Raw genomic sequence first — 25,236 nt, forward strand, 5'->3', positions numbered from 1 at the left:
GCGCTTTTTTAGCGCCCCAAATAACTATCTAATTTAATGAATTTATGCACGTAGCGATTGCAGGGAATATAGGAGCAGGTAAAACCACGCTTACTAAATTATTGGCAAAACATTACAACTGGGAAGCGCAGTATGAAGATGTATTGGAGAATCCCTATCTCGAAGATTTTTATAATAAAATGGAACGCTGGTCTTTTAACCTGCAGATCTATTTTTTAAATAGCAGGTTTAGGCAAATCTTACAAATTCGTGAAAGCGGAAAAAAGATAATACAGGACAGAACTATTTATGAGGATGCCCATATTTTTGCACCAAACCTACATGCTATGGGTTTAATGACCAATAGGGATTTTAAAAATTACAGTTCGCTTTTTGACCTTATGGAAAGCGTGGTGCAGGGACCCGATCTACTTATCTATTTAAGAAGTAGTATTCCTAATTTGGTGTCTCAGATACATAAACGAGGTCGGGACTACGAAAACTCGATTTCAATAGATTATTTAAGCAGGTTAAATGAAAGATATGAAGCCTGGGTACACAATTATACCAAAGGAAATTTGTTAATAATAGACGTCGATAATATTAATTTTGTAGATAACCCCGAAGATTTGGGAGATATTATCAACCGTATTGACGCTGAAATTCATGGTTTATTTTAAATCTATTAAAAATGGAATCAACAAAACTTAAAAGACCAAAACATAAGGGTTCTCCAAAGTTATTTGACAACCCAATTTTAGAAAAACTTACGCACACGCATATTTCTTTTCCGTTGATTATTTTTGGAGTAATTGCTGTGGCATTAATTTACTATGGAATTATTGAAAAAGGGTTTGAAACACCAATAATGGTAGGCCTCTTCGTATCCGGACTTTTCTTTTTCACTTTTGTAGAATATATTATGCACCGGTATTTGTATCATATTCCCGCAACGAGTGAACGTAAAAAGAAGATTTCTTATACTATGCACGGGGTGCACCACGATTATCCTAAAGATAAATCACGATTGGCAATGCCTCCGGTTTTAAGCCTTATAATTGCTACTGTACTCTTTATAATTTACCGGGCAGTTTTAGGCGATTATGTATTCGGATTTTTGGCCGGATTTCTAATAGGATATGCAGGTTACCTGGCGGTGCATTATTCGGTACACGCTTTTAAAGTGCCCAATAATTTCCTAAAAACTTTATGGCACCATCACAGTATTCACCATTATCGTGAATCAGATAGGGCCTTTGGGGTTTCCTCTCCGTTATGGGATCATATATTTAGAACTATGCCAAGAAAAGCGCCTGCAAGTAGAAAAACAGCAGTTGGGCAAAGTATAGATGATTAAATTTTCAGTTTTCTAAATAAAACCATGTTCCCTGACATGTTCTACGGCTTCCTGCGAAGTCTCAACCATTAGCACCGGCGTGGTTTCAAAATTATCTATGATACTGCGTACGCGGCTCATTTGTTTTTTATGCTTTACGCTTCTTAAATAAATTGCCAGAATTCTATCTGGGTACTGGGCAGCGATTTCGGTGTAAATAGATGCATCGTGCTCGCCACTATCACCAATAAGAATAAAATTCATTTCAGGATAAGTCTTTAAAATATTGGCGATCTCTTTTTGTTTATGAGGTTTTTCAGGTTTTATACTTCCATCAAAAGGCGTTCTGAATTTTCGAAGCAAAATTGGTCCCTTCGGGAAAGCATTATGATCTAAAAATAGTTTGAGGTATTCGTATAAATTCCACGGACTGTTACTTAAATAAAAAATAGGATTATTAGGCGTCCCATCTCTACCGGTGTGCAGTTTTTGGTAAAATTCAGCCGCACCCTTTAATGGAATTCTATTATAAGCATTGGTAAGCAGTGAATTTTTTAGCAACCGCAGTTTTAAAAATGAAGTTACGCCGGTGTGCAAAATAGTATCGTCTATATCGCTAATTACTCCATATTCAGCATTTGGATCGGGAATTAAAAAATCTCCTTTAAAAGGATCTTCCAATAATTCTGTCTTTTTTCCTAACGGACCTTTATAAAAAATATCATAATCCAGCCAGCCCTCTTCGTCGGCGTGTTCTGCCAGGTTTTGTTCTATGGTATTATCAAATAAAAAGAAACCTTCGTCATCACTTTGTGTGGTGGCCTGTACTTTTTCCGGAAGACTTAAATCTACCTGCGCATCAGGAATTTCAAACGTATCAAATTGTTTATAAGTGGTTTTTATCGTTTTAAAAATATTCGCATCCTGGGTAATTTTTAAGGGTTCATTATCCAACACGCGCCCTTTTATATAAAGGTGTGAATGGGTTCCATAGCTTCTATAGGGCGTAATTAAAACCTGGTCTATGAGCTTATACCGGCCAGCAAGTTTGCGTAATCTTTTCTTCATTAATTTGCACTTTAAATAAATTTGCCCCCGAGCAACCTCAAGAAGTATTTATAGAAAATATATTTTAATTTCGAGGTAAGCCTGGGAGCTTTCAAGACTCGATTATCCAGTCAATTTAAAAATTATAAAGAAGCCCTGCCCTGCTTTTAAATAAACTTTAGGAAGATTCCAGGTTTTGCATGGCCTTTTCCATATCAATCTCCTCTTCTAGTACTTTGGTAAACAAATCTCCTTTTTTCTGAATTCGCTGCGGCATATCTTTAATGGTAAAATCAAGAATTTTAAGTCCGCTTTTCACTTCTTTCCATTCTAAAGGAGCTGAAACCGGCGCACCGGGTTTTGGGCGTGCGCAATAGGCAGAAGCTAAAGTTTGGCCTCTTCGGTTTTGTAAATAATCCAGGTAGATCTTGTCTTTTCGCTTCTTTTTAGCGCGATCCATACTGGTTATTTTCGGGACTTTATCTGCGATATAATAACACAGCAATTTGGTAAAATCCCGTGCTTCATCATAAGAATAATTTCCGCCCAGCGGAATATAAATATGAAGTCCGCTGGAACCTGAAGTCTTGCAGTAACCTTCTATTTTTGCTAGGTCCATGACTTCTTTTGCGGCCTGGGCAACTTCAATAACCTCTTCAAAAGTATTTTTATCTGAAGGGTCTAAATCTATCACCGTATAATCGGGAAAATCTAGATTTTCCACCCTGGAATTCCACGGATTGATCTCTATACAACCCAAATTAGCCATATATAAAAGCGTGGGCTCATTCTGGCAAAGCAAATACTCAATATCTTTTTCAGAAGATTCCGAATAAATTTCTGTGGTTGCTATCCAATCGGGTAAATTTCCTTCGTTATCTTTCTGGTAAAAGCCTTGTTTTTTAATGCCGTTAGGATGCCGGTGCAAATTTTGCGGGCGATCTTTTAAGTAGGGCAACATGACTTCTGAAACCTGGATATAATAATCTATTAAATCATATTTTCTAAACCCGGAATCAGGCCAGTATACTTTGTCCAGATTAGTAAACGGAACATCTATCCCATCTATTTCCAGGCTTTCTCCAGACTTTCTTTTAGAAGTTGATTTCTTAGATTTATTTTCTTCGGAAGCTTTATTTTCAATAATTTCTTCAGCTGAAATTTCTTCCGGGTCCTTATCTTTTCGCAAAGTCTTAAAAACCGGATGCCTTAATTTACCGGTTTTTGTAATTTCTGAAAACTTTACTTCAGCAATCAAATCGGGGCGCATCCAAACCGGTTCTCTTCCTTTTAAATTTATTTTTCCTGAAAAAGGAGAGGTTTTTCGTTCCCGGCTTTTAAACTTTTTCAACAATGCTTTCTGTTCGTCGTTCGAAAAACCGGTACCGCAATTTCCTATATATTTTAAATCTTCATCTTCATAAGCGCCCATAATCAATGAACCAAAAACAGCACCTTCTGAAGTAGTATATCCGCAAATAAGCACTTCCCGGGTGTTTTCACCTTTTAATTTCAGCCATTTTTCAGTTCTATACCCGGGAGAATAGGTAGCATCGGCTTTTTTGGCGATCACACCTTCCAATCCCAGGTCTATAGCTTTATTATAAAATGCGGTACCCATTCCTTCTATATGATCGCAATATTGGACCAAATCCAAATTTTCCACCACCTCCGGAATTAAACTTTTGCGCTCTAAAAGTGGTAAATTCAGCATAGAATGCCCATTGAGAAAAAGCATATCAAAAACATAAAAACGCAAGGCTCCCGGGGTGTTTTCATTATAATTTTGCAAAGCCTGGAACTGTGGAATTCCCTCTTTATTCAATACCACGATTTCACCATCTAAAATCACATCGTGCTCAATCTGTTCTAAATCTTTAACCAATTTTGAGAACTTAGAATTAAAGGAAATCCCATTGCGGGAATAAAGATCTACCTTGCCGTCTTCAATATTGGCCAGCGCTCTGTAACCGTCCCATTTTAACTCGTAAATCCAATCGGGATCGTTAAATATTTTTTTGCCGGTGGTGGCCAGCATAGGCTTTATAAATTCTGAAGGTTTTATTTTCCTGACTTTCCCTTTAGATTTATCGGAGCTCTTACTTTTAGAAGATTTTTCAGAAAAAACTTCCGCATCATAATCCAGATCGGTAGAAAAATCGTCTTTCTTTTTAATAAGCAGCCACTGATTTTTCTTATCACCGCGTTTGGTTTTTACCAGGGCAAATTCTCCTTTTATCTTTTTTCCGCTAAAAACGATTTTTAGGTTGCCATCTTCCCATTGTTCTTCAAGATTATCATTGGTTTTTGAAGCGGCTTTAAAAGTTCCTTTATCCCAAATTTGCATTTCCCCGGCACCATAATTTCCTTTAGGAATTGTGCCTTCAAAATGTAGATATTTTACGGGATGATCTTCGGTTTCTATGGCAAGACGTTTGTCTTTCGGGTTCATGGAGGGACCTTTAGGAACGGCCCAACTTTTTAAAACGCCTTCCATTTCCAGGCGTAGGTCGTAGTGCAGGCGCGTAGCCTCGTGCCGCTGAATAACAAACCTTCCCCGGTTTTCGGTAGAAAAATCGGCACCGGGTTCTGGTGTGTTATTAAAGTCACGTTTCTTTTTATAATCTTCTAAACCCATCGCTTAGGATGCTTTAGATTTTTTCTTTTTATCTAAACTGGCTTTTAGTTTAGCCATAAGATCTTTGGCCTGGGTAGGTTCATCTTTAAATTTTTGCGGCTTCGGCTTTTTACCGGTGCTCTTTGATTCAATGATCTTCATTAATTGATCGTTATAAACATCTTTAAACTTATCTGGATCAAATTCTGTAGTGTACTGTTCTATAAGGGAAATAGCCATATCTACCTCTTTTTTGGCGACTTTAGTTTTTGGCAACTTCAGGTCTTTGGTTTCCCTAATTTCATCTGAAAATCTTATTACGTGAAGTACCAAAGCTTTATCGTAAACACCAACCAGGCTTAAGTACTCTTTTTGGCGCATTACAAAAGTAGCCACGCCCAGTTTCCCGGTTTTTTTCAAAGCATCGCGGAGTAAATTATAAGATTTACCGCCTTCTTTTTGAGGTTCCAGAAAATAGGGCTTTTTATAAAGAACTTCGGCCACATCATCTTCGGCCACAAATTCTTCAATATCTATAGTTTTACTCTTTTTAAGGTTCGCATTTTCAAAATCCTCTTTCTCGAGTACAATATAATCTTCATCCTTTTTAAAACCCTTTACAATATCTTTCCACTCCACTTCTTTCCCGGTATCTTCATTCACACGTTTATACCTTATGCGGGCATTATCGTGCTTATCCAGCATATCCAAATCCAGTTTTCTACTTTCTGAAGCAGAATATAATTTTACCGGTATAGAAACCAGTCCGAAGCTAATAGAGCCATTCCATATAGATCTCATTCTAGTGGTTTCTAAGGGCTTTAATTAACTCATCTTTACTCATATCACTTCTACCTTCAATTCCAATCTCCTGGGCTTTCTCATAAAGTTCCTCTTTAGTACGTTCTTCGTATTTATCGGCTTTTCCTCCTTTTTCACCAGAGTTAGAATCGTTTGCAATTCTCGCGGCTTTAGATTTGCTCATTCCTTTATCGCGAAGTTCCTCATACTGTTCATCATTCTTAATTGATGGTCCATGATCTTTAGCCATAATATTCAATTTTTGGTTAATAAAAAAGTTTCCAATTAAAATTAAGGGAATTACCGCGTAAGCTTAGTTGTAGCTTTGTTAAAATTAAAATGAAGATTACTTGCTTAAAAAATTTAAGGAATAAACAACAAAGCTTTATCACTCATTTAACTTGCTCCAGTTCAGTTTGCTTATAAATTTATCTAACAATTTTAACCATTAAATATTTAATTATGAAAAAGTTAGAAGATCTATTTGAGCACCAATTAAAAGACCTTTACAGTGCCGAAAGCCAGTTAGTAAAAGCTTTACCGAAAATGGCAAAAGCTGCAAATGATGAAAAACTGAAAAAGGCTTTTGAAAATCATTTGGAAGAAACCAAAGAGCACAAAAAACGATTGGAAGAAGTTAGTAAAGATTTAGGGTTTAAACCAACTGGCGAAGAATGTAAAGCTATGAAAGGCCTTATTGAAGAGGCAGAGTCTTTTCTAAAAGAAGATGCGGAAGATGATGTGAGGGACGCCGGTCTTATCGCAGATGCCCAGCGGGTTGAGCATTATGAAATTTCAGGCTACGGTACCCTGGTGAGATACGCCAAAGAATTAGGCCATAAGGATGCAGCAAAAACATTGCAGAAAACCCTTGATGAAGAATACACTGCAGATGAAGACTTAAACAAGCTCGCTGAAAAACGCGTAAATAAAAAGGCTAAATAGGTCTATTTAAAAGAAAAGAGGCTGTTTGATTTTCTCTGTTTTCGCCAAGCGTCCCGACGCTTCGGGATTGTTTCAGCTTCTAACATGAAGTAAATTATAATCATGTTAGATCCTGAAATAAATTCAGGATGACGTTTTATAAGGATTTCAAACAACCTCTTTTTATTCTATAATCCGAAAAACGATCAGACTTTATCTTTTAAATCCTGTACTTGTTTTTCAACTTCAGCTTTAGTACCTGTAAAGGTTTTTTGCTGAACTGTGGTTTTCCCTTTTATCGTGGTGGTTATCCTCACTTTTGCAATGGTTTTATTTCCTTCCGAAGTCATATTTACCTGAATTTCTTCTGAAAGATTTTCAGCTACATCTTCGGCATTTATATTTTGTTCCATCTCTATAGAAGCCCCTTCGTTAGGAATATCGCCTTCGGTATGGCCTCCAAGAATTGGTGCGATCACCAAACCAATTAAACAGGTTAATTTTATTAAAATATTCATCGAAGGTCCTGAAGTATCTTTAAAAGGATCACCAACGGTGTCTCCGGTTACTGCCGCTTTATGTGCCTCAGAACCTTTGTACGTCATTTCCCCATTAATCATTACTCCTGCTTCAAAAGACTTTTTAGCATTATCCCAGGCACCGCCTGCATTATTCTGAAAAATTGCCCAAAGCACTCCGCTTACCGTAACCCCGGCCATATAACCTCCAAGCATTTCAGCGATCAATACATTTTCATATCCAAAAAGCATTGGGATAAGGGCGATCGCGATAGGGAAACCAATGGTTAAAACTCCTGGAAGCAGCATTTCTTTTAAAGCCGCTTCAGTAGAAATCGCCACACATTTATCATATTCAGGTTTCGCGGTTCCTTCCATAATTCCGGGAATAGTTTTAAACTGTCGTCTAACTTCTTCCACCATTTTCATCGCTGCTTTCCCAACAGATTTCATTGCTAATGCCGAAAATACGACCGGCACCATTCCGCCGATAAACAACATCGCTAAAACTGGAGCTTTAAAAATATTGATCCCGTCTATTCCTGTAAAAGTCACATATGCAGCAAAAAGCGCAAGCGAAGTAAGTGCTGCTGAAGCAATCGCAAAACCTTTCCCTGTAGCCGCGGTAGTATTTCCTACGGAATCCAGGATATCTGTACGTTCTCTAACCTCAGCGGGAAGTTCACTCATTTCAGCAATTCCACCGGCATTATCGGCTATAGGGCCAAAAGCGTCAATTGCCAATTGCATTGCCGTAGTCGCCATCATTGCAGAGGCTGCTAGCGCAACACCGTAGAAGCCGGCAAAAGCGTAAGATGCCCAAATTGCAATTGCAAATAATAAGACGGAAAGAAATGTTGAGATCATCCCGGTAGCTAAACCGGCAATAATATTGGTTCCGGCACCCGTACTTGAGTTTTGTACGATAGAAAGCACCGGTTTTTTACCAAGACCTGTATAATATTCTGTTACTGCTGAAATTACACCCCCAACAACAATTCCTACTAAACAGGCGTAAAACACCCTGATGGATGAAATATCCATATATTCAAAACCTTCGGCTCCGCCAACAAAAAAGCCCATAGTTAGGGTTTCTTTAGGAAGCATCCAGGTTACCAGAAAATAACTGGCCACGGCTACAAGAATTATAGCTGTCCAGTTTCCAATATTTAAAGCTTTCTGAACCTCAGCTTCTTTAGCCGAGTTACTGCTAATTTTCACTAATAAAGTTCCGATTATAGAAATGATAATTCCCGCACCTGCAATAGCCATAGGTAATAAAATAGGGCCAATTCCACCAAATCCGGAATCAACGATATTTCCACCCATATCTTCAATAATGTAGTTTCCTAAAACCATCGCCGCAAGAACGGTGGCTACATAACTTCCAAAAAGATCGGCACCCATTCCGGCTACATCTCCAACGTTATCGCCCACGTTATCGGCAATGGTGGCAGGGTTACGAGGGTCGTCTTCAGGAATTCCTGCTTCAACTTTACCTACTAAATCGGCTCCAACATCGGCCGCTTTAGTGTAAATACCGCCACCCACACGGGCAAACAAGGCTATAGATTCGGCACCCAAAGAGAAACCGGCAAGGGTTTCCAGGACTACCGTCATTTGTGTAGTATTTGTCCATTCGCCTCCCATGAAATAATGAAAGAAAAGAATAAAAAAACCAGTAAGTCCCAATACGGCAAGACCGGCAACGCCAAGTCCCATGACGGTACCGCCACCAAAAGAAACTTTTAATGCTTGCGGCAAACTTGTTCTGGCCGCCTGGGTGGTTCTAACATTGGTTTTGGTAGCGATTTTCATTCCCATGTTTCCGGCAAGGGCAGAGAAAAACGCACCAAAGATAAAAGCAACGATAATCAGGTAATGCGTGGTTGGCACTACATAAGCAATAGCAGCTAGTGCAATACTGGCTCCTACTACAAAAAAACTAAGTAATTTATATTCTGCATTTAAAAAGGCGAGCGCCCCTTCGTAGATGTGTGAAGAAATATCTTTCATCTTGCCGTCTCCGGCATCCTGTTTTAAGACCCACGAACGTTTGGCCCACATAAAAACAAGGCCAACGACTGCAAGTATTGCAGGCATATAAATCATCATTGATTCCATATTAATTGTTAAGTTTTAGTTAATATGGCTAATGTAGTAAATCAATGATAATTAAAAAAGCAATAACTTTTTAAGGTTATTGCTTTTAAATTATCAAAATTATATGATTGAAATTAAGGTTGTATTCCAAACTGGCCTTTATCACCATCAAAATTCTCAAAACGCTCTACACATTGTTTTATAATTTCTCGAGCTTCTTTTGCATCGCCCCAACCACCAACATCTACTTTTTTCTTCTCAAGATCCTTATAAACTTTAAAGAAATGTTCAATTTCTTTAACCATGTGACCGTTCAATTCATTTAGATCATTCAATCTATTCCAAATAGGATCTGAAACCGGCACACAAATAATTTTCTCATCGGGTCCTTTTTCATCGGCCATGTGGAAAACGCCAATTGGCTTAACTTCCATTACTACTCCAGGGAAAGTTGGTTCACTTACCAACACCAGGACGTCTAATGGATCACTATCCTGCGCAAGGGTATTTGGTATAAAACCGTAATCGGCCGGGTACATCATAGAAGAAAAGATCATCCTGTCGTAACGGACTTTCTTTAGCTCAAAATCGTACTCATATTTGTTTCTACTCCCCTTTGGGATCTCTATTAATACATCAAAACTTTCTGACATTTTTCTTTCTTTTTTCTCATTTAAGGGCGGCAAATATAGTGAAAATCAATATTAATTCGGCGTATTTAGAAGTGAAAACCAAAGGAAGCTGTTACCGCAAAAGACCGCGACTCTGGAACATCAAAATAATTTCCTCTAAAATGAGCTTCAATACTTAGAAATTTAAGAATATTTCCTACTCCAACGCTATATTCATAATAAGGTGCTTTATTTGGTGCTCGCAGCGGAATTCCGGACGCATTTAAAGCTTTATTTTCTTCTGAAATTTCTCCCCAAACCGCTCTGGCGCCTATCAATTCCCGTAAATTTAATTCTCGTAAAACCGGAATTCGGGCAAATAACCGTCCATTGAAATTATGATCAAAATGCGCGGAGACATAAGTATCGGTTACAAATTCATAGAAATTAAGCACGGGAAACGAATTATACATAGCGAAATAAGTTTGGTTTCCCGGCACCACGTTTAAAAGTCCCAACGGAACTTTCCCAAAGGTTTTTCCGGCTTCCAAACTGGCATTTGCCCTCCCAAACCCTCCAATCTTAAGTGGCTGATCGTAAAAAAACTGTACTTTCTTGTAATTGAAATCGCTATTTAATACGTTTTTTAAACCCAATGTGTAATTAAGGAAAAAGGTAGGGAATTCCTCTTCGTTCACTACATTTCGTTCAACCCCAAATCCTGAAGTTTGCCTGCCGGGAGTATACGTGAACGTGGAAGAAATTTCGGTTTGTTTTATGATTGAAGCAGTTTCGGTTCGAGCTTCATTAGTATAATAATCTAAACTAAACGCCGGCGAGGCCGAACTTAACTCGCGGTAAGAAGCACCAAACCGAACATTAAAATTATACCAGGGCTCAATTTCAAGATTTACGGTACTTAAATCTATATTACTCAATTTATCGTTATCGCCCACGCTTACCAAACCAGATGATGCCAAACTGCGACCCAAAACATCTGTTGTATTATTGGTTAAGCTTGCGCCCAGTTGTTCTATATCGCGTCTTTTTCCGCCAGATATAATTAGGCATGACTTTGAATCTAAAAGCCATTTTCCGGAAATTCCATATTTAAATTTATCATCTTTAAAACCATAGGCTAAATAACCTTCAATTCGCCAGGGATCGTGCTGTCCAAAATAAGTTCTACCACCCACCCGGGTTCTAAAGCCTTCTACCTGATTATAATCGAACAAAGAATAAACAGGACCAAAATCCCAGCCGTTAAATTCTACATAACCAGATTCTGCGATGGTGGCGATATCGTAAATTCTATTAAAGGCGGGAACATTGGTTAAGCTATCCAGCATCACATAAATATCTTCCTCTTCCTTATTTAGCTCTTCCAGACGGTTTTCTTTCCAAAATTCCTGATCCCGTTTATAGACCTCTGCGTTGAATTTATAAGCTCGCTTATCGTAAAAATCTTCTGCTTTCTTTATGTTGAATTGATATTCCCCAAAAACCCGGGTACGTTTTGCGTAAACTCCTTTTGAACTTTCTTTTTTTGTTAATGAGAAATTAGCCTGGAAATAATCTTTAGAAATCAGAAAAACAGAATCGTTTAGCACTTCAAATTCCTGTTCTATATACAGTTCTTTTACCCAGTTTATATTGGCATCACGCGAAGCTTCAAGATTAATTTTCTTTACCGCCCAGGTAGTATCGTTTACCCAAAAATCTCCTTTAAAAGTAAGCTCGCTCTCGCGCCGTGGATAATAAATAATATTGTAACACCATTTATCTTCTATATAAGTACTATCGTTCAATACATAATTATAGTTGTTGATACCGGTTGTGGAAAGCGGACTTACAAAACTCTTATCAAAAACCTTGATATAATTGTTGTAGACATTATATTCATCATACACATCTTTTACCGCAGCAATTAGGTTTTGATTTTGCTCAAATCCGGAATTCTTATTTCCTAAAAGATCTTCGCGTTTTTCATTTTCAATATTATCGCCATAAACCTTGGAAACCGATTCATTAATAAAAACAGGAAGAATGGTTTTCCCCGAAATTCTATTGGTATCAGAATAGTCAAAAATGAATTCCATACCATTAAAAACCGGGTTTTTCACTACAGAGCTATCAATCCCATCTAAATCGAATTCCAGCTTTTCGTATTTTTTATACTCATATTGTTTAAAAGCAGAAACCCCATTATCGCGTTTATTTTCCCAGATCTTCTTTAGAATATCTATAGCGGGATTATTCTTTTTTGAAGTTTTTCCCCTAACTATTTTTACTTCACCAAGACTGGAAGCCTCTTCATGTAATTCAATTTCAAGAGATAGATTGGTTTTGTGCTGAAGCGGGATTATTTCAGTTTTATAACCGATAAAAGAAATTTTGAGTTCGGTATGGTTATTTTCACTTTGCAAATAGAACTTCCCGTTTTCACTAGAAGTGGTTCCTTCCGAAGAATTATTAAAGATCACATTTACAAATGGAAGTGCTTCGCCGTTTTGGTCTTTAACCACACCGCCAACTTTGGTTTGTGCCATAAGCATGGTACAGCACATTAATAAGAATAGGGAAAGAAAATTTGCTTTCGTCATCTTCATTCTTCAGGGCAAAAAAAAACTTCATCGAATCAGCATCCGATGAAGTTTCAAATTTATAAGGATTTTCTATCTATTTGTAAGTTTGTTCCAATAATGGAATTACTCACAGACTTATAATTAGCTGACTGTTTATTACTAATTTTTGCGTCCAGCATCATGCTGGTTTAGTCAATATACATAACCTGTTTCACTGCTTTAATTACATCGTCGCTGTTTGGCAACCATTCTTTAAGCAATACAGGAGAATAAGGTGCCGGAGTATCGGCAGTGTTTATTTTTACAATTGGCGCATCTAAATAATCAAAAGCCTTGGATTGCACCTGGTAAGTAATTTCAGTAGCAATATTTCCAAAAGGCCAGGCTTCTTCTAAAATCACCAAACGATTGGTTTTCTTAACCGACTCTAAAATGGTCTCGTGATCCATTGGACGAATTGTTCTAAGATCTATGATCTCACAAGAGATATCGTCTTCCGCTAATTTATCAGCTGCTTTGTAAGCTTCTTTTATAATTTTTCCGAAAGAAACAATTGTTACATCGCTACCTTCTCTTTTAATATCGGCTTTACCAATTTCAATTACATACTCATCTTCAGGAACTTCTCCTTTATCACCATACATTTGCTCGCTTTCCATAAAGATCACAGGATCGTCATCTCTAATTGCAGCTTTAAGCAAACCTTTAGCATCGTAAGGGTTTGAAGGAACAATAACTTTTAAACCCGGGCAGTTAGCAAACCAGCTTTCAAAAGCCTGCGAGTGCGTTGCACCTAATTGACCTGCAGAAGCGGTTGGCCCTCTAAAAACGATGGGAATATTAAACTGCCCACCACTCATTTGCCGCATTTTGGCCGCATTGTTTATTATCTGGTCAATTCCAACTAAAGAGAAGTTAAAGGTCATAAATTCAATGATTGGCCTGTTACCATTCATTGCTGAACCTACTCCAATTCCCGAAAATCCAAGTTCAGCAATTGGGGTATCTATTACGCGCTCAGGGCCAAACTCGTCCAACATACCTTTAGAGGCTTTGTAAGCACCATTATATTCTGCTACTTCCTCGCCCATTAAATAAATAGACTCGTCTTTTCGCATCTCTTCGCTCATCGCTTGCTGAACGGCTTCCCTAAATTGAATTGTCTTCATTATATGCTATACTATTTATATATCTTGAAAGAACAAAAATAGTAATTCAATAAAGTTTTCACCACTAATAATCCACAAAAATTTGCAAGCAGGCTATATCAATTAAAAATACACGCCTTTCAATTAATAAATAAGGAATTTTACTATTATTTTATGCTGTTAAATTATATTATTTGCTGTTTATTTAAGAATTCAATAAAATTTCAAGAATTAAAATTCCTGAATTTTATTATGCGTGCATAGCATTTTCTGAATTAAATTATGTAACTTCGTAAACGAAATCGTTATAAATTTAAAAAACTCGCTATAATGAAAATATTAGTATGTATTAGTCATGTTCCTGATACTACCTCAAAAATCAATTTTACCGACGGCGATTCGAAATTCGATACCAACGGAGTGAATTTTGTAATTAACCCAAATGATGAATTTGGACTTACCCGTGCCATGTGGTTTAAAGAAAAACAAGGCGCAAGTGTAGATGTAGTAAATGTAGGTGGCGCTGAAACTGAACCAACTTTAAGAAAAGCCCTGGCTATTGGAGCCGATAATGCTATAAGAGTAAATACTCCTGCAACCGATGGTTTCCAGGTAGCAAAACAATTGGCAAAAGTTGCTAAAGAAGGTGGTTACGACCTTATAATTGCTGGCCGCGAATCTATTGACTATAATGGTGGAATGGTACCGGGAATGCTTGCCGCAATTCTTGACGCTAACTTCATTAATACCTGTATTAGTTTAGAGGTTGAAGGTGATAAAGCTACAGCAATTAGAGAAATAGATGGTGGTAAAGAAACCTTAACCGCTTCCCTTCCATTAGTTATTGGAGGACAAAAAGGTTTGGTTGAAGAGAGCGATCTTAAGATTCCAAATATGCGTGGAATTATGCAAGCCCGTAAAAAGCCGCTTAATGTTGTAGAACCCGATGAGGCAACTACTCATACCGAAGCTGTGAAGTTTGAAAAACCAGCTCCAAAAGGAGATGTAAAACTGGTAGATCCTGAAAATCTTGATGAATTGATAGATTTACTTCATAACGAAGCCAAAGCGATATAAATTAGAAAATAAAATTTCCGCTTTTATTAAAATAAATGTGGAAAGGAGTATAAAATAGATTTCCGCATGCGCGGAAATGACAAAAAAATAAATAATATGTCAGTTTTAGTATATACAGAAACCGAAGATGGCAAGTTTAAAAAAGCTGCTTTTGAAGTTGCTTCTTACGCAAAAGAAGTAGCCGGTGGCGATGATGTAGTAGCGGTAAGCTTCAATGCAACCGATGCTTCTGAACTTGGCCAATATGGTGTTAGCAAAGTGCTGAACATCCAAAATGATAAATTAAGCAAATTCAACGCTGAAGCTTATGCCGATGCCTTGAAACAGGCTGCAAAAAAAGAAGGAAGTAAAATAGTTGTAGTAAGCCAAAGTGCGAACAGCAAATATGTGGCTCCACTTTTAGCGGTACACTTAAATGCCGGTTATGCCTCTAACGTAATGGCAGTACCAGAAAGCACAGATCCTTTTACAGTAAAAAGAAGCGCTTTTACCAATAAAGCTTTCAACTTTACCAAAATCACTACAGATGTTAAGATCGTGGGATTATCTCAAAATGCTTTCGGCTTAAAAGAAAATGCAGGAGATGCTACTGTTGAAGATTTTTCACCAGAATTAAAAGAAGGTGATTTTACTGTAAATGTAGAATCGGTAGATAAAGCAAAAGACAAGGTAACAATCGCCGATGCTGAGATCGTAGTTTCTGGTGGCCGCGGACTTAAAGGTCCGGAAAACTGGGGAATGATTGAAGAAATGGCCGATATACTTGGTGCAGCTACTGCTTGTTCTAAACCCGTAAGTGATATGGGCTGGAGACCACATAGCGAACACGTTGGGCAAACAGGAAAACCTGTAGCTTCTAACCTTTATATTGCTGTGGGAATTTCTGGCGCTATTCAGCATTTAGCCGGAATTAACGCTGCCAAGACTAAAGTAGTGATTAACAATGATCCTGAAGCACCTTTCTTTAAGGCCGCAGATTACGGTGTTGTTGGTGATGCTTTTGAGATCGTACCTAAGCTAAACGAAAAACTAAAGGAATTTAAAGCGAAAAACGCATAATTTTTATAACTTGCACCCCTTAAAAGGGCTGTCTAAATACGGTGAAAGTCCTGCTTTAGACAGCCCTTTTTAATTGATGATATATGAGTTTAGTGCGCCTTAATATTAAAGGAATTTCTTATAGTCAAACCCAGAACGGAGCTTACGCTTTAATCTTAAGCGAGGTAGAGGGAGAACGTAAACTTCCCATAGTTATTGGAGCTTTTGAAGCGCAATCTATTGCGATTGCCCTGGAAAAAGAAATTAAACCTCCACGCCCGTTAACCCACGACCTTTTTAAAAATTTTGCCGACAGGTTTGAGATCACCGTTAAACAGGTAATTATTCATAAACTGGTAGATGGAGTTTTTTACTCCAGCCTTATTTGCGAACGCGATAAGATTGAAGAAATTATAGATGCGCGTACCAGCGATGCTATTGCTCTAGCGCTAAGGTTTGATGCTCCTATTTTTACTTATAAAAATATTCTTGATAAAGCTGGAATTTTCCTAAAAGGAGATGAAGCAGAACAGGAAGCCGCAGAAAAGCAGGAAGAGGAAATAATTTCTGAAGAATTACTTCCAGATGATATTGATATAAAATCTGACGATACCAATTACAAAAAATTATCTTTAGACGAACTAAAAACTTTGCTCTCCCAGGCCGTAAATAATGAAGATTACGAAAAAGCGGCACGTATACGGGACGAAATCTCCAAACGCAAATAATGCCCGACTTTATGAATAAAACCTGGTTTTGCCTGATTTTAGTTCTATTTAGTGTGACCAGCACTTTTTCTCAAGACATTTCAAAAACCTGGACTTTAGACCAAAACCAGCAGGAAGCTTCACAGGAAAACTTTATTAATGGCAACACCTTAAACTTAGACGAGGGAATATTTAGCTTCATTAAAACCGATGATACGCTTGCCAGGGGAAATTATATTTTTCAAAATAAACTGCTCGTATTATTTTACAACACCCCTAAGGATAGTATTGTAAATTACCGCGTTTCTACGCTTACAGATTCTAGCCTGGCAATTAACCACGCCAATAGAGAATTTCATTTTAAGGATACCTCATTTAATGATCCAAAAGAGGTAATCCCGGCACCAATGGTAAAAGAAATGATTCCCAGTGCGGGACTTTCAGTTAGCAGTATTGCCCGTGGAGCTTTAGGAATGCTCACCTTGCTTATTATCGCTTTCTTATTCAGTAATAATCGTAAAGCCATAAACTGGAAAACAATTGGTATTGGTCTTGGAGCCCAATTATTATTAGCAATTGGAGTTCTAAAAATTACTTTTATCCAGAATATATTTGAATTCGTAGGAAATATCTTCGTGCTAATCCTTGATTTTACCGCCGCAGGAAGTGAATTCCTCCTGGGGGGAATGATGGATGTCGATAGTTTCGGCTTTATTTTCCTTTTCCAGGTTTTACCCACCATTATTTTCTTTTCAGCATTAACCTCGGTGCTATTTTACCTGGGCGTTATCCAAATTGTAGTAAAGGGAATGGCGATGATTCTTACCCGGTTATTAGGAATTTCGGGAGCCGAAAGTTTAAGTGTAGCTGGTAATATCTTCCTGGGACAAACCGAAGCACCCCTCATGATTAAAGCTTACCTGGAACGAATGAACCGTTCTGAAATTTTACTGGTAATGATTGGTGGTATGGCAACGGTGGCCGGTGGTGTACTCGCCGCGTATATTGGTTTTTTAGGTGGTGACGATCCCGAACTTAGACTTCAATTTGCAAAACACTTATTGGCAGCATCGGTAATGGCGGCGCCGGGAGCGATTGTAGTTTCCAAAATATTATATCCACAGCAGAATAAAATTAATACTAACGTTGATGTTTCTTCAGATAAAATCGGCTCCAATATTCTTGATGCCATTGCCAATGGAACTACAGAAGGTTTAAAACTTGCCGCCAATGTAGCAGCAATGCTTTTAGTATTTATTGCATTTATCGCGATGATTAATTATATATTGAACTGGACAGGTTCCTGGACGGGTATAAATGCATTTTTAGCTGAAAACACCCCTTATTCAGGATTTTCCCTGGAAGCTATTTTAGGAACCATTTTCGCTCCTTTAATGTGGCTTATTGGCGTTGCAAAAGAAGATATGATGCTTATGGGGCAATTGCTGGGAATTAAACTGGCCGCAAGTGAATTTGTGGGCTACGTTCAGCTGGCCGATCTTAAAAATACCGCAAACGCGCTTAGCCTTACCTACGAAAAATCGGTAATTATGGCGACATATATGCTATGCGGATTTGCAAACTTTGCATCAATAGGAATCCAAATTGGAGGAATTGGCTCGCTAGCACCGGGGCAAAGAAAAACTTTATCTGAATTTGGGATGAAAGCTTTAATTGGCGGAACTATTGCATCGCTACTTTCGGCAACAATCGCCGGAATGATCATTGGATAATTTATAAAAATACCTTTCAGAATTTTATTTAAGAAGCTTTTGCTATTTTTGCAAAACTAATCTTCTGCACCCTAAACTTATGAAACAATATCACGAGCTTTTACAACATATTTTAGATAACGGAACCGATAAAGGCGATAGAACCGGCACGGGCACAAGGAGTATTTTTGGGCATCAGTTACGGTTTGACCTTAGTGAAGGTTTCCCAATGGTTACCACCAAAAAACTACATCTTAAATCTATTATTTATGAATTACTGTGGTTTTTAAAAGGTGATACCAACGTTGAATATTTGCAGGAAAACGGGGTAAGAATTTGGAATGAATGGGCCGATGAAAATGGTGATCTGGGCCCTGTTTACGGTAAGCAATGGCGTAACTGGAATGGCGAAGAAATAGACCAGATTAAAGAAATTATTGAAACCCTGAAAAAGAATCCCAATAGCAGGAGAATGTTGATTTCTGCCTGGAACCCTTCTGTTTTACCAGATTCTTCTAAATCTTTTTCAGAAAATGTAGCGAACGGTAAAGCTGCCCTTCCGCCCTGCCACGCTTTCTTTCAGTTCTACGTGGCCGATGGAAAACTATCCCTTCAGCTTTATCAAAGAAGCGCCGATGTTTTCCTTGGGGTACCTTTCAATATAGCTTCCTACGCGCTTTTAACAATGATGATGGCGCAGGTTTGCGGTTACGAAGCAGGAGATTTTATTCACACCTTTGGTGATGTTCATATTTACAGCAACCATATGAATCAGGTAAAATTGCAGCTTTCCAGGGAGCCAAGAGCCTTACCAATAATGAAAATAAATCCTGAAATAAAAAATATTTTTGATTTCGACTATAAAGATTTTAAATTAGAAGATTATAATCCGCATCCCGGCATTAAAGCAAAGGTGGCGGTGTAACCCAAAATAATTTAATTAAAATTTTAAAGTTTATGAAAAAGTTAATGCTTATCGCATGTTTTGTAATTGGAGGCTTAACCAGTGCCCATGCACAACAAACTTCGCCGGTTTGGCCGGGTTGTGAAGATGCCGAAGACGTAAAAGCCTGTTTTAATCAACAACTCTCACAACACGTAAGAGAAAATTACGAATACCCGCAAACCGAAGACGGTGATTATATTCGCGGCAAAGTAAAAATCTCTTTTACAATTACAGAAGAAGGAAAAGCAGTAGTAAATTCGGTTGACGGTCCTGAACCTAAAGTAAACGCTGCCGCTAAGAAAATGATAGAGAAAATTCCTGATATGGAACCTGGAACTTTAGAAGGCGAACCAGACGACCGTAATTTTACCGTGCCTTTTAATTTCTAGAGAACCAGTAAGGAAACCCACATCCCCCAAGCTATGAAAAAATTAATGTTTTGCTTCTTTCTTTTAACCGGCAGTTTTGCATTTGCTCAAGACGATATAAATGTAGAAGGAAATACGGTTACCGTACGAGAAAAAGCACCGGTATGGCCTGGGTGTGAAAGTAGTGAAGACCTAAAAAACTGTTTCAACCAAAAATTAATGGAACACGTTAAAAACAATTATAAATACCCAAGAAATGATAAAGGGGAATTTATAAGAGGAAAGGTTGTAGTAAAAATGCACGTAGACGAAGAAGGGAAAACGGTGGTAAATTCGGTAAAAGGTGATCAAAAACCGGTAATCGCAGCTGTAGAAAATATGCTGAAAAAGATTCCCGAAATGAAACCGGGAACCCGTGGCGGAAAACCTACAAAAATAAGTTACACCCTTCCATTAAATCTTTAGCAAGCAAGTTATACTTTAACTTGGCCTTAACTAGCGTTGGTTTCAGACCGCAAGAAAAAATTGTAAATTTGAGTGGTACCCAAAAAAGTACCACTCTTTTTTATGCAGTCACAAGAACAATTACTCGATTTTTTTAAGAAAACCAGGGCACATTCTGAATTGATTTGTTCCTTTCTGGAAACCGAAGATTATGTGGTACAATCCATAGAAGATGTTTCTCCTCCAAAATGGCACCTTGGCCATACCACCTGGTTTTTTGAAGAATTTGTTTTAAAACCCAATGCTAAGAATTATAAACTTTTTGATAAGAATTCAGCTTACGTTTTTAATAGTTATTACGAAAGTGTTGGCGATAAGGTAATTCGCACCAATCGGGGAAATTTATCGCGTCCCACCGTTGCCTGGGTTTATGAGTACCGAAACTATGTATCAAAGGCAATGCAGAAATTTCTAAAAGAAGAGAAAATTTCAGAAGAACTTTGCGGGGTAGTAGAAATTGGTTGCCACCACGAGAAACAACACCAGGAACTTTTATTAACCGATATTAAATATATTCTTGGAAATAATCCTTTATTTCCTGAATATAACGATCAATTTAAAGAGAATCCTATCCAGGATTTTAAACAGGAATGGATCTCTATTTCTGAAGGCGTTTACGAAGTTGGCCATAAAACCGATGATTTCTGCTACGACAATGAACAAGGGGTTCACAAGGTTTACTTAAACGATTACCAAATTTCAAACAAACTGGTTACCAATGCCGAGTTTATAGAATTTATAGAAGCCGGAGCTTATAAAGATGTTTTGCTTTGGCACGCCGAAGGTTGGGATTGGGTAAACAATAACAATATTGAAGCGCCTTTTTACTGGCATAAAATAGATGGAGAGTGGCATCAATATACATTAAACGGACTTACAAAACTAGTGCCTGAAGCCCCATTAAGTCATATTTCCTATTTTGAAGCTTTTGCATTTGCCCAATGGAAAAACTTAAGATTATCCACCGAATTTGAATGGGAAACCGCACAGCAATATTTTAACTGGGGCGCCCGCTGGGAATGGACAGAAAGCGCCTATTCCCCCTACCCTAATTACACTAAACCCGAAGGTGCACTTGGCGAATACAATGGTAAATTCATGGTAAGTCAAAAAGTGCTTCGCGGTTCCTCAGTTGCCACATCACCAAATCATTCCCGCCCTACTTATCGCAATTTTTTTCATCCACATTTACGCTGGCAATTCACCGGCTTAAGATTGGCTAAATAACCAACAAATTTAAATGAAAACCACACCAACCACATTTCAGTCGGCTTTTGAAGAAGACGTGTATAAAGGCTTAACCAGCTTTCCGAAATATTTACTTTCAAAATATATTTATGATGAAAAAGGAGATAAACTTTTTCAGCAAATAATGGCGATGCCAGAATATTATCTCACCAATTGCGAGTTAAATATTCTGGAAAAACATAAATCGGCTATTGCTGAAATCATCAATAAAAAAGGCGGATTTGACCTTATCGAACTCGGCGCCGGAGACGGGAAGAAAACCAAAGTTTTATTGAAAGAACTGGTAGAAAAGGAATACGATTTTAATTATTTACCTATAGATATTAGTCAGAGTGTTTTGGAAGAATTGGAAAATTCTTTAAAAAACGAAATCCCCGAAGTGAATGTTAAAATCCAACAGGGCACCTATTTTAAAACCCTGGAAAACCTGGCCGATTATAGTAGCCGCAGGAAGGTAATTTTAGTTTTAGGCTCTAATATTGGAAATCTTTTACACGAAAACGCCATTGAATTTCTTCGGAATATTCAGGAAGCAATGTCATCAGAAGATATGCTTTTTATGGGCTTTGATCAGAAAAAAAATCCTCAGAAGATTTTAGATGCTTATAACGACGCAGCCGGTATTACGGAAGCTTTTAATAAAAATTTATTGAGCCGAATCAATAAAGAATTAGATGCAAATTTTAATCCCGATAATTTTATTCACTGGGAAACCTACGATCCCGAAAGCGGAACTGCAAAGAGCTTTCTTGTAAGTAAGGAAAATCAAAAAGTGGCTATCAATAAAATGGATTTAGAAGTGAGTTTTGATGCCTGGGAAAGTATTCATACCGAAATCTCTCAAAAATATGATGATGCAGTGGTAGAATGGTTAGCCAAAGAAGCCGGATTAGAAATTCAAACCAGTTTTGAGGATAGTAATAAATATTATAAAAATTATATTTTCAGGAAAAAAGTATGAAAATTTCAGATCCCAAAATTCCTCAATTCCTTTAAAAGCACATTCAGCTCTTTTTCAGTATTAAAATAATGAAAACTCACGCGTATTCCTTCTCCGCGTTGTGAGACAATAATTTGTTTGCTTCTTAGGTATTCAAACAATTTATTGTTGCCTTTTATATTAAAGATAGATGAATGTTCAGCGCGATTTACCACGCTTTCTTCCAGGAGATTCATTTTGGTAAATTCAGATTTAGCTTTGCTACTTAAAGCCTTAATTCTCGATGAAATTTCAGCTATTCCTATCTTTTTAATCAGTTTTAAAGCTTCGGCCAAACTTCCATAATTCAGCGTATCCTGGTGGCCGGGCTCAAACTTTCCTATAAAATTTCCCTCGTGAGCTTTATATTTTCCCTGTAAAGAACCAAAACCTAAAGCCTTTGGAGCAATCTTTCCTTCCACTTCTTTTTTAAAGAGCATAAATGCATTTCCATACCCGGCGTTTAGCCATTTATAGGTGCTGCAAATTAGAATATCAATAGCACTCTCATTAAAATTATAAGCTTCAGTGCCGCAAAACTGGGTTCCATCGGCTATAAATAATGTTTCAGGATATTCCTTTTTTAGGTTTTGAAGAAATTCCAGGTTTATTTTAATTCCGTTGATGTATTGCACAATACTGAAGGCAAAAAAATCTGGTTGTTGGTTTTTAAAAGCTTCAGTGATATTCTTCTCTAAATTTTCATTAATTTCAGCATAAGAAATTTCAAAATTCCTGGACTCTACCGCCCAGTTCAGTGAAGGATAATCATTTTTTAGCAGTAATGCTTTTTGAGGTTTTTCAAGCCCTTCCATTAAAGTATTAAATCCGTAAGAGAAATTGGGCACTAACGCTACCTGAGCAGGCGGGCAACCAAAAGTTTCGCCAACAAGCTCCCGGGTTTTGCTTAAAATCCCGTCTTGCTTCTCTTTAAAAACGCTTGCTCCAAGAAGAAAATCTAAATCGTGATTTTGCCTGAATTCCCAAACTGCCTCCGGCAATAACCCAGAAGCCGCGGTATTTAAATAGGTGTACTGTTCTAAAACTGGAAAGCCTTTTCTTAAAATCTCCATAATCCGCTGCTAATTGTTAACAAAAACTGTAAATTTGGAATAGACACTAAAGTACTTCTAATTATGTTTTCTAAAAAGAAAAACACTTCCAAACTCGATGCAGAACAGCGTGAACTCTATGAGTACGCCCGCAAACGTACGTTACAAAAAAAGAGGTTGTTTCAACATTTTATTATATTTCTCATCGGCGCCGTTTTTCTCATCGTTTTAAATGTTGGGATTGGCTACAAGGAGAATTTTATGCCGCTTGGCTATAATTGGTTTGTTTGGGCCATTTTACTTTGGGCATTTATCTTATTAGCGCACGTTTTTAATGTGTTTATCACCAATAAATTCCTGGGCAAAGAATGGCAGGATAAGCAAATGGCGAAATTAGTACAGAAACAGAAAGAAAAAATTGCCAAAATGCAAACGCAGGTTGAGAAAGATTTTCCTGCAAATCCGCCGCAAAAAGAAACTACCCAAAAACCAGAAAATACGCCGGAATTAAAAAGCGGAAACGAGCGTTTTAAACCAAAGACTAACGATCCCGAAAAGCCAGATCAACCATACAATACTTAAAATATGATAACAATGATTGCCGCTGCCGCGGAAAATAATGCGCTGGGAAAAGATCAGGATTTGGTGTGGCACCTGCCAGACGATTTTAAGCGTTTTAAAAGACTTACTACCGGGCATCACATTATTATGGGAAGAAAAACTTTTGAAACTTTCCCTAAACCACTTCCTAATCGCACCCATATTGTAATTACCCGAAAAGATAATTATCTAAACAAAGATGCCACCGTGGTTTCTTCTTTAGAAAAAGGGCTGGAATTTGCCAGAAAAGATGATCAGCCTTTTATAATTGGCGGAGGTGAAATTTATGAATTAGGAATGGATGTGGCCGATAAAATTGAGCTCACAAGAGTGCACGGTACTTTTGAAGCCGATACTTTTTTTCCGGAAATAGATGAAGAAAAATGGAAGTTAATAGCTGAAGAATTTCACCCAAAAGACGAAAATCACGATTACGCATTCACTTATCTTACCTATGTTAGAAAATGAAGCGCTGCATAAACTAGCAGAAAAAAATAATCTTAAAAATCCAAAATTCAACCGACTTACAGGCGGTGATATTAATGATGTTTTTCTTATTACTGCTGAAGGAAAAAAGCAAGTTGTAAAAATAAATAATGCTGAAAAATTCCCTGGAATGTTCGCGGCCGAAAAAGCGGGACTGGAAGCACTACAGCAACCAAATGTAATTGATGTTCCCAGCGTATTAGGACTTGGCAAAATTGGAAATACCGCATATTTACTTTTAGAATACAAGGAAAGTACCGCGAAATCCTCCACATTCTGGACTGATTTTGGGAAGCAAATGGCTGCTTTACACAAGACCACTTCCAAAGAATTTGGATTTCATCAGGATAATTATATTGGGAGTTTACCCCAACAAAATAATAAATCAACTTCAGCTGCAGATTTTTATATTTCAGAACGCCTGGAACCTCAATTGAAACTAGCAAAAGACAAAGGCTATGAGCTTGGTGTCACTAATTCATTTTTCAGAAATATTTCAGCAATAATTCCAGATGAAAAACCTTCGTTAATTCACGGTGACCTTTGGGGAGGCAATTATTTGGTTAATGAAGAAGGAAATCCCTGCCTTATAGATCCAGCCACAGCTTTTGCTCCAAGGGAAATGGATCTTGCAATGATGAAACTATTTGGCGGATTTGATAATCAACTTTTTGAAGTTTATAACCAGGAATTTCCGCTAGAACCCGGTTTTATAGAGCGAATTCCGCTTTGGCAACTTTACTATTTACTGGTTCATCTCAATCTTTTTGGCGTAGGTTATAAAGCTCAGGTTACCAGCATACTTAAGCAATTCGGTTAATTTCACAATTCTTAACAGCCCCTGTTATTC

The 25,236-nt window shown here is 37.6% G+C and carries 24 protein-coding genes; 15 read left to right on the top strand and 9 right to left on the bottom strand.

Going from position 1 to position 25,236, the window contains the following annotated elements; genetic code table 11:
• Positions 1-44 precede the first annotated feature (44 nt).
• Together J0871_RS00800 and J0871_RS00805 are read left to right on the top strand one after the other, a co-directional pair.
• Complete coding sequence (locus J0871_RS00800; protein WP_208222784.1) at positions 45-659, top strand: deoxynucleoside kinase; 615 nt, start codon at positions 45-47, stop codon at positions 657-659.
• Positions 660-670: 11 nt separating this feature from the next.
• Positions 671-1,336, top strand: a complete 666-nt coding sequence (locus J0871_RS00805) for a sterol desaturase family protein (protein ID WP_208222785.1) — start codon at positions 671-673, stop codon at positions 1,334-1,336.
• Between the two features lie 12 nt (positions 1,337-1,348).
• Here J0871_RS00805 and J0871_RS00810 read toward each other — a convergent pair whose 3' ends face one another.
• From J0871_RS00810 to J0871_RS00825, 4 genes are all read right to left on the bottom strand, one after another.
• Positions 1,349-2,383: a phosphatase domain-containing protein gene (locus J0871_RS00810; RefSeq protein ID WP_208222786.1), complete on the bottom strand. Its 1,035-nt coding sequence runs from the start codon at positions 2,381-2,383 to the stop codon at positions 1,349-1,351.
• A 157-nt stretch (positions 2,384-2,540) separates the two neighbouring features.
• Complete coding sequence (gene ligD / locus J0871_RS00815) at positions 2,541-5,000, bottom strand: DNA ligase D (protein WP_208222787.1); 2,460 nt, start codon at positions 4,998-5,000, stop codon at positions 2,541-2,543.
• 3 nt (positions 5,001-5,003) lie between these two features.
• Entirely contained in the window at positions 5,004-5,780 is a 777-nt protein-coding gene (locus tag J0871_RS00820) for a Ku protein (protein ID WP_208222788.1), read from the bottom strand.
• A 1-nt stretch (position 5,781) separates the two neighbouring features.
• On the bottom strand, positions 5,782-6,030 hold the full coding sequence (locus J0871_RS00825) for a Rho termination factor N-terminal domain-containing protein (protein ID WP_208222789.1): 249 nt from the start codon (positions 6,028-6,030) through the stop codon (positions 5,782-5,784).
• Between the two features lie 212 nt (positions 6,031-6,242).
• Here J0871_RS00825 and J0871_RS00830 point away from each other — a divergent pair, with 212 nt between their 5' ends.
• Positions 6,243-6,725 (top strand): ferritin-like domain-containing protein, encoded by a 483-nt coding sequence (locus J0871_RS00830; RefSeq protein WP_208222790.1) that lies wholly within the window; start codon positions 6,243-6,245, stop codon positions 6,723-6,725.
• A 185-nt stretch (positions 6,726-6,910) separates the two neighbouring features.
• On the opposite strand, the gene J0871_RS00835 is transcribed toward J0871_RS00830, so the two are convergent.
• The 4 genes from J0871_RS00835 to J0871_RS00850 all read right to left on the bottom strand — a co-directional run bounded on the left by J0871_RS00835 (position 6,911) and on the right by J0871_RS00850 (position 13,690).
• A complete protein-coding gene (locus J0871_RS00835) occupies positions 6,911-9,346 on the bottom strand; it encodes a sodium-translocating pyrophosphatase (RefSeq protein ID WP_208222791.1) in 2,436 nt (811 codons plus the stop codon).
• Positions 9,347-9,459: 113 nt separating this feature from the next.
• A complete protein-coding gene (locus J0871_RS00840; RefSeq protein WP_075327845.1) occupies positions 9,460-9,978 on the bottom strand; it encodes an inorganic diphosphatase in 519 nt (172 codons plus the stop codon).
• 65 nt (positions 9,979-10,043) lie between these two features.
• On the bottom strand, positions 10,044-12,539 hold the full coding sequence (locus J0871_RS00845; protein WP_243870360.1) for a DUF5686 and carboxypeptidase-like regulatory domain-containing protein: 2,496 nt from the start codon (positions 12,537-12,539) through the stop codon (positions 10,044-10,046).
• A 170-nt stretch (positions 12,540-12,709) separates the two neighbouring features.
• The gene (locus J0871_RS00850; protein WP_208222793.1) at positions 12,710-13,690 is read right to left on the bottom strand and encodes a pyruvate dehydrogenase complex E1 component subunit beta; all 981 of its coding nucleotides are present in this window, start codon (positions 13,688-13,690) and stop codon (positions 12,710-12,712) included.
• 309 nt (positions 13,691-13,999) lie between these two features.
• Between J0871_RS00850 and J0871_RS00855 the strand changes: the two genes are divergently transcribed.
• The 9 genes from J0871_RS00855 (at position 14,000) to egtD (ending at position 22,230) form a co-directional block, all read left to right on the top strand.
• A complete protein-coding gene (locus J0871_RS00855; RefSeq protein WP_208222794.1) occupies positions 14,000-14,746 on the top strand; it encodes an electron transfer flavoprotein subunit beta/FixA family protein in 747 nt (248 codons plus the stop codon).
• A gap of 96 nt (positions 14,747-14,842) precedes the next feature.
• On the top strand, positions 14,843-15,805 hold the full coding sequence (locus tag J0871_RS00860; RefSeq protein WP_208222795.1) for an electron transfer flavoprotein subunit alpha/FixB family protein: 963 nt from the start codon (positions 14,843-14,845) through the stop codon (positions 15,803-15,805).
• Positions 15,806-15,888: 83 nt separating this feature from the next.
• Positions 15,889-16,512: a bifunctional nuclease family protein gene (locus tag J0871_RS00865; protein WP_093302808.1), complete on the top strand. Its 624-nt coding sequence runs from the start codon at positions 15,889-15,891 to the stop codon at positions 16,510-16,512.
• Between the two features lie 11 nt (positions 16,513-16,523).
• Positions 16,524-18,224: a nucleoside transporter C-terminal domain-containing protein gene (locus J0871_RS00870; protein ID WP_208222796.1), complete on the top strand. Its 1,701-nt coding sequence runs from the start codon at positions 16,524-16,526 to the stop codon at positions 18,222-18,224.
• 79 nt (positions 18,225-18,303) lie between these two features.
• On the top strand, positions 18,304-19,128 hold the full coding sequence (locus J0871_RS00875; protein ID WP_208222797.1) for a thymidylate synthase: 825 nt from the start codon (positions 18,304-18,306) through the stop codon (positions 19,126-19,128).
• Positions 19,129-19,160: 32 nt separating this feature from the next.
• On the top strand, positions 19,161-19,538 hold the full coding sequence (locus J0871_RS00880; protein ID WP_208222798.1) for an energy transducer TonB: 378 nt from the start codon (positions 19,161-19,163) through the stop codon (positions 19,536-19,538).
• A gap of 33 nt (positions 19,539-19,571) precedes the next feature.
• Positions 19,572-19,982: an energy transducer TonB gene (locus J0871_RS00885; protein WP_243870361.1), complete on the top strand. Its 411-nt coding sequence runs from the start codon at positions 19,572-19,574 to the stop codon at positions 19,980-19,982.
• Positions 19,983-20,084: 102 nt separating this feature from the next.
• Positions 20,085-21,248: an ergothioneine biosynthesis protein EgtB gene (gene egtB / locus J0871_RS00890; protein ID WP_208222799.1), complete on the top strand. Its 1,164-nt coding sequence runs from the start codon at positions 20,085-20,087 to the stop codon at positions 21,246-21,248.
• A gap of 13 nt (positions 21,249-21,261) precedes the next feature.
• On the top strand, positions 21,262-22,230 hold the full coding sequence (egtD, locus tag J0871_RS00895) for an L-histidine N(alpha)-methyltransferase (RefSeq protein ID WP_208222800.1): 969 nt from the start codon (positions 21,262-21,264) through the stop codon (positions 22,228-22,230).
• A gap of 5 nt (positions 22,231-22,235) precedes the next feature.
• Here the strand turns inward: egtD and J0871_RS00900 are convergent, their stop codons facing one another.
• Positions 22,236-23,321 carry an aminotransferase class V-fold PLP-dependent enzyme gene (locus J0871_RS00900; protein WP_208222801.1) on the bottom strand — a complete coding sequence of 362 codons (1,086 nt, stop codon included), beginning with the start codon at positions 23,319-23,321 and terminating at the stop codon, positions 22,236-22,238.
• Between the two features lie 63 nt (positions 23,322-23,384).
• On the opposite strand from J0871_RS00900, the gene J0871_RS00905 reads away from it, so the two are divergent.
• Genes J0871_RS00905 through J0871_RS00915 form a run of 3 tightly spaced genes read left to right on the top strand, consistent with a single transcriptional unit; the run spans position 23,385 to position 25,206 of the window.
• On the top strand, positions 23,385-23,882 hold the full coding sequence (locus tag J0871_RS00905) for a 2TM domain-containing protein (RefSeq protein ID WP_208222802.1): 498 nt from the start codon (positions 23,385-23,387) through the stop codon (positions 23,880-23,882).
• Between the two features lie 3 nt (positions 23,883-23,885).
• Positions 23,886-24,368, top strand: coding sequence for a dihydrofolate reductase (locus J0871_RS00910; protein WP_208222803.1), 483 nt, complete (start codon positions 23,886-23,888; stop codon positions 24,366-24,368).
• Positions 24,355-25,206, top strand: a complete 852-nt coding sequence (locus tag J0871_RS00915; protein ID WP_208222804.1) for a fructosamine kinase family protein — start codon at positions 24,355-24,357, stop codon at positions 25,204-25,206. Before J0871_RS00910 ends, J0871_RS00915 begins: the two co-directional genes overlap by 14 nt.
• Positions 25,207-25,236: the final 30 nt, after the last annotated feature.

The organism is Salegentibacter sp. BDJ18 (assembly GCF_017579965.1).
Lineage (GTDB): Bacteria > Bacteroidota > Bacteroidia > Flavobacteriales > Flavobacteriaceae > Salegentibacter.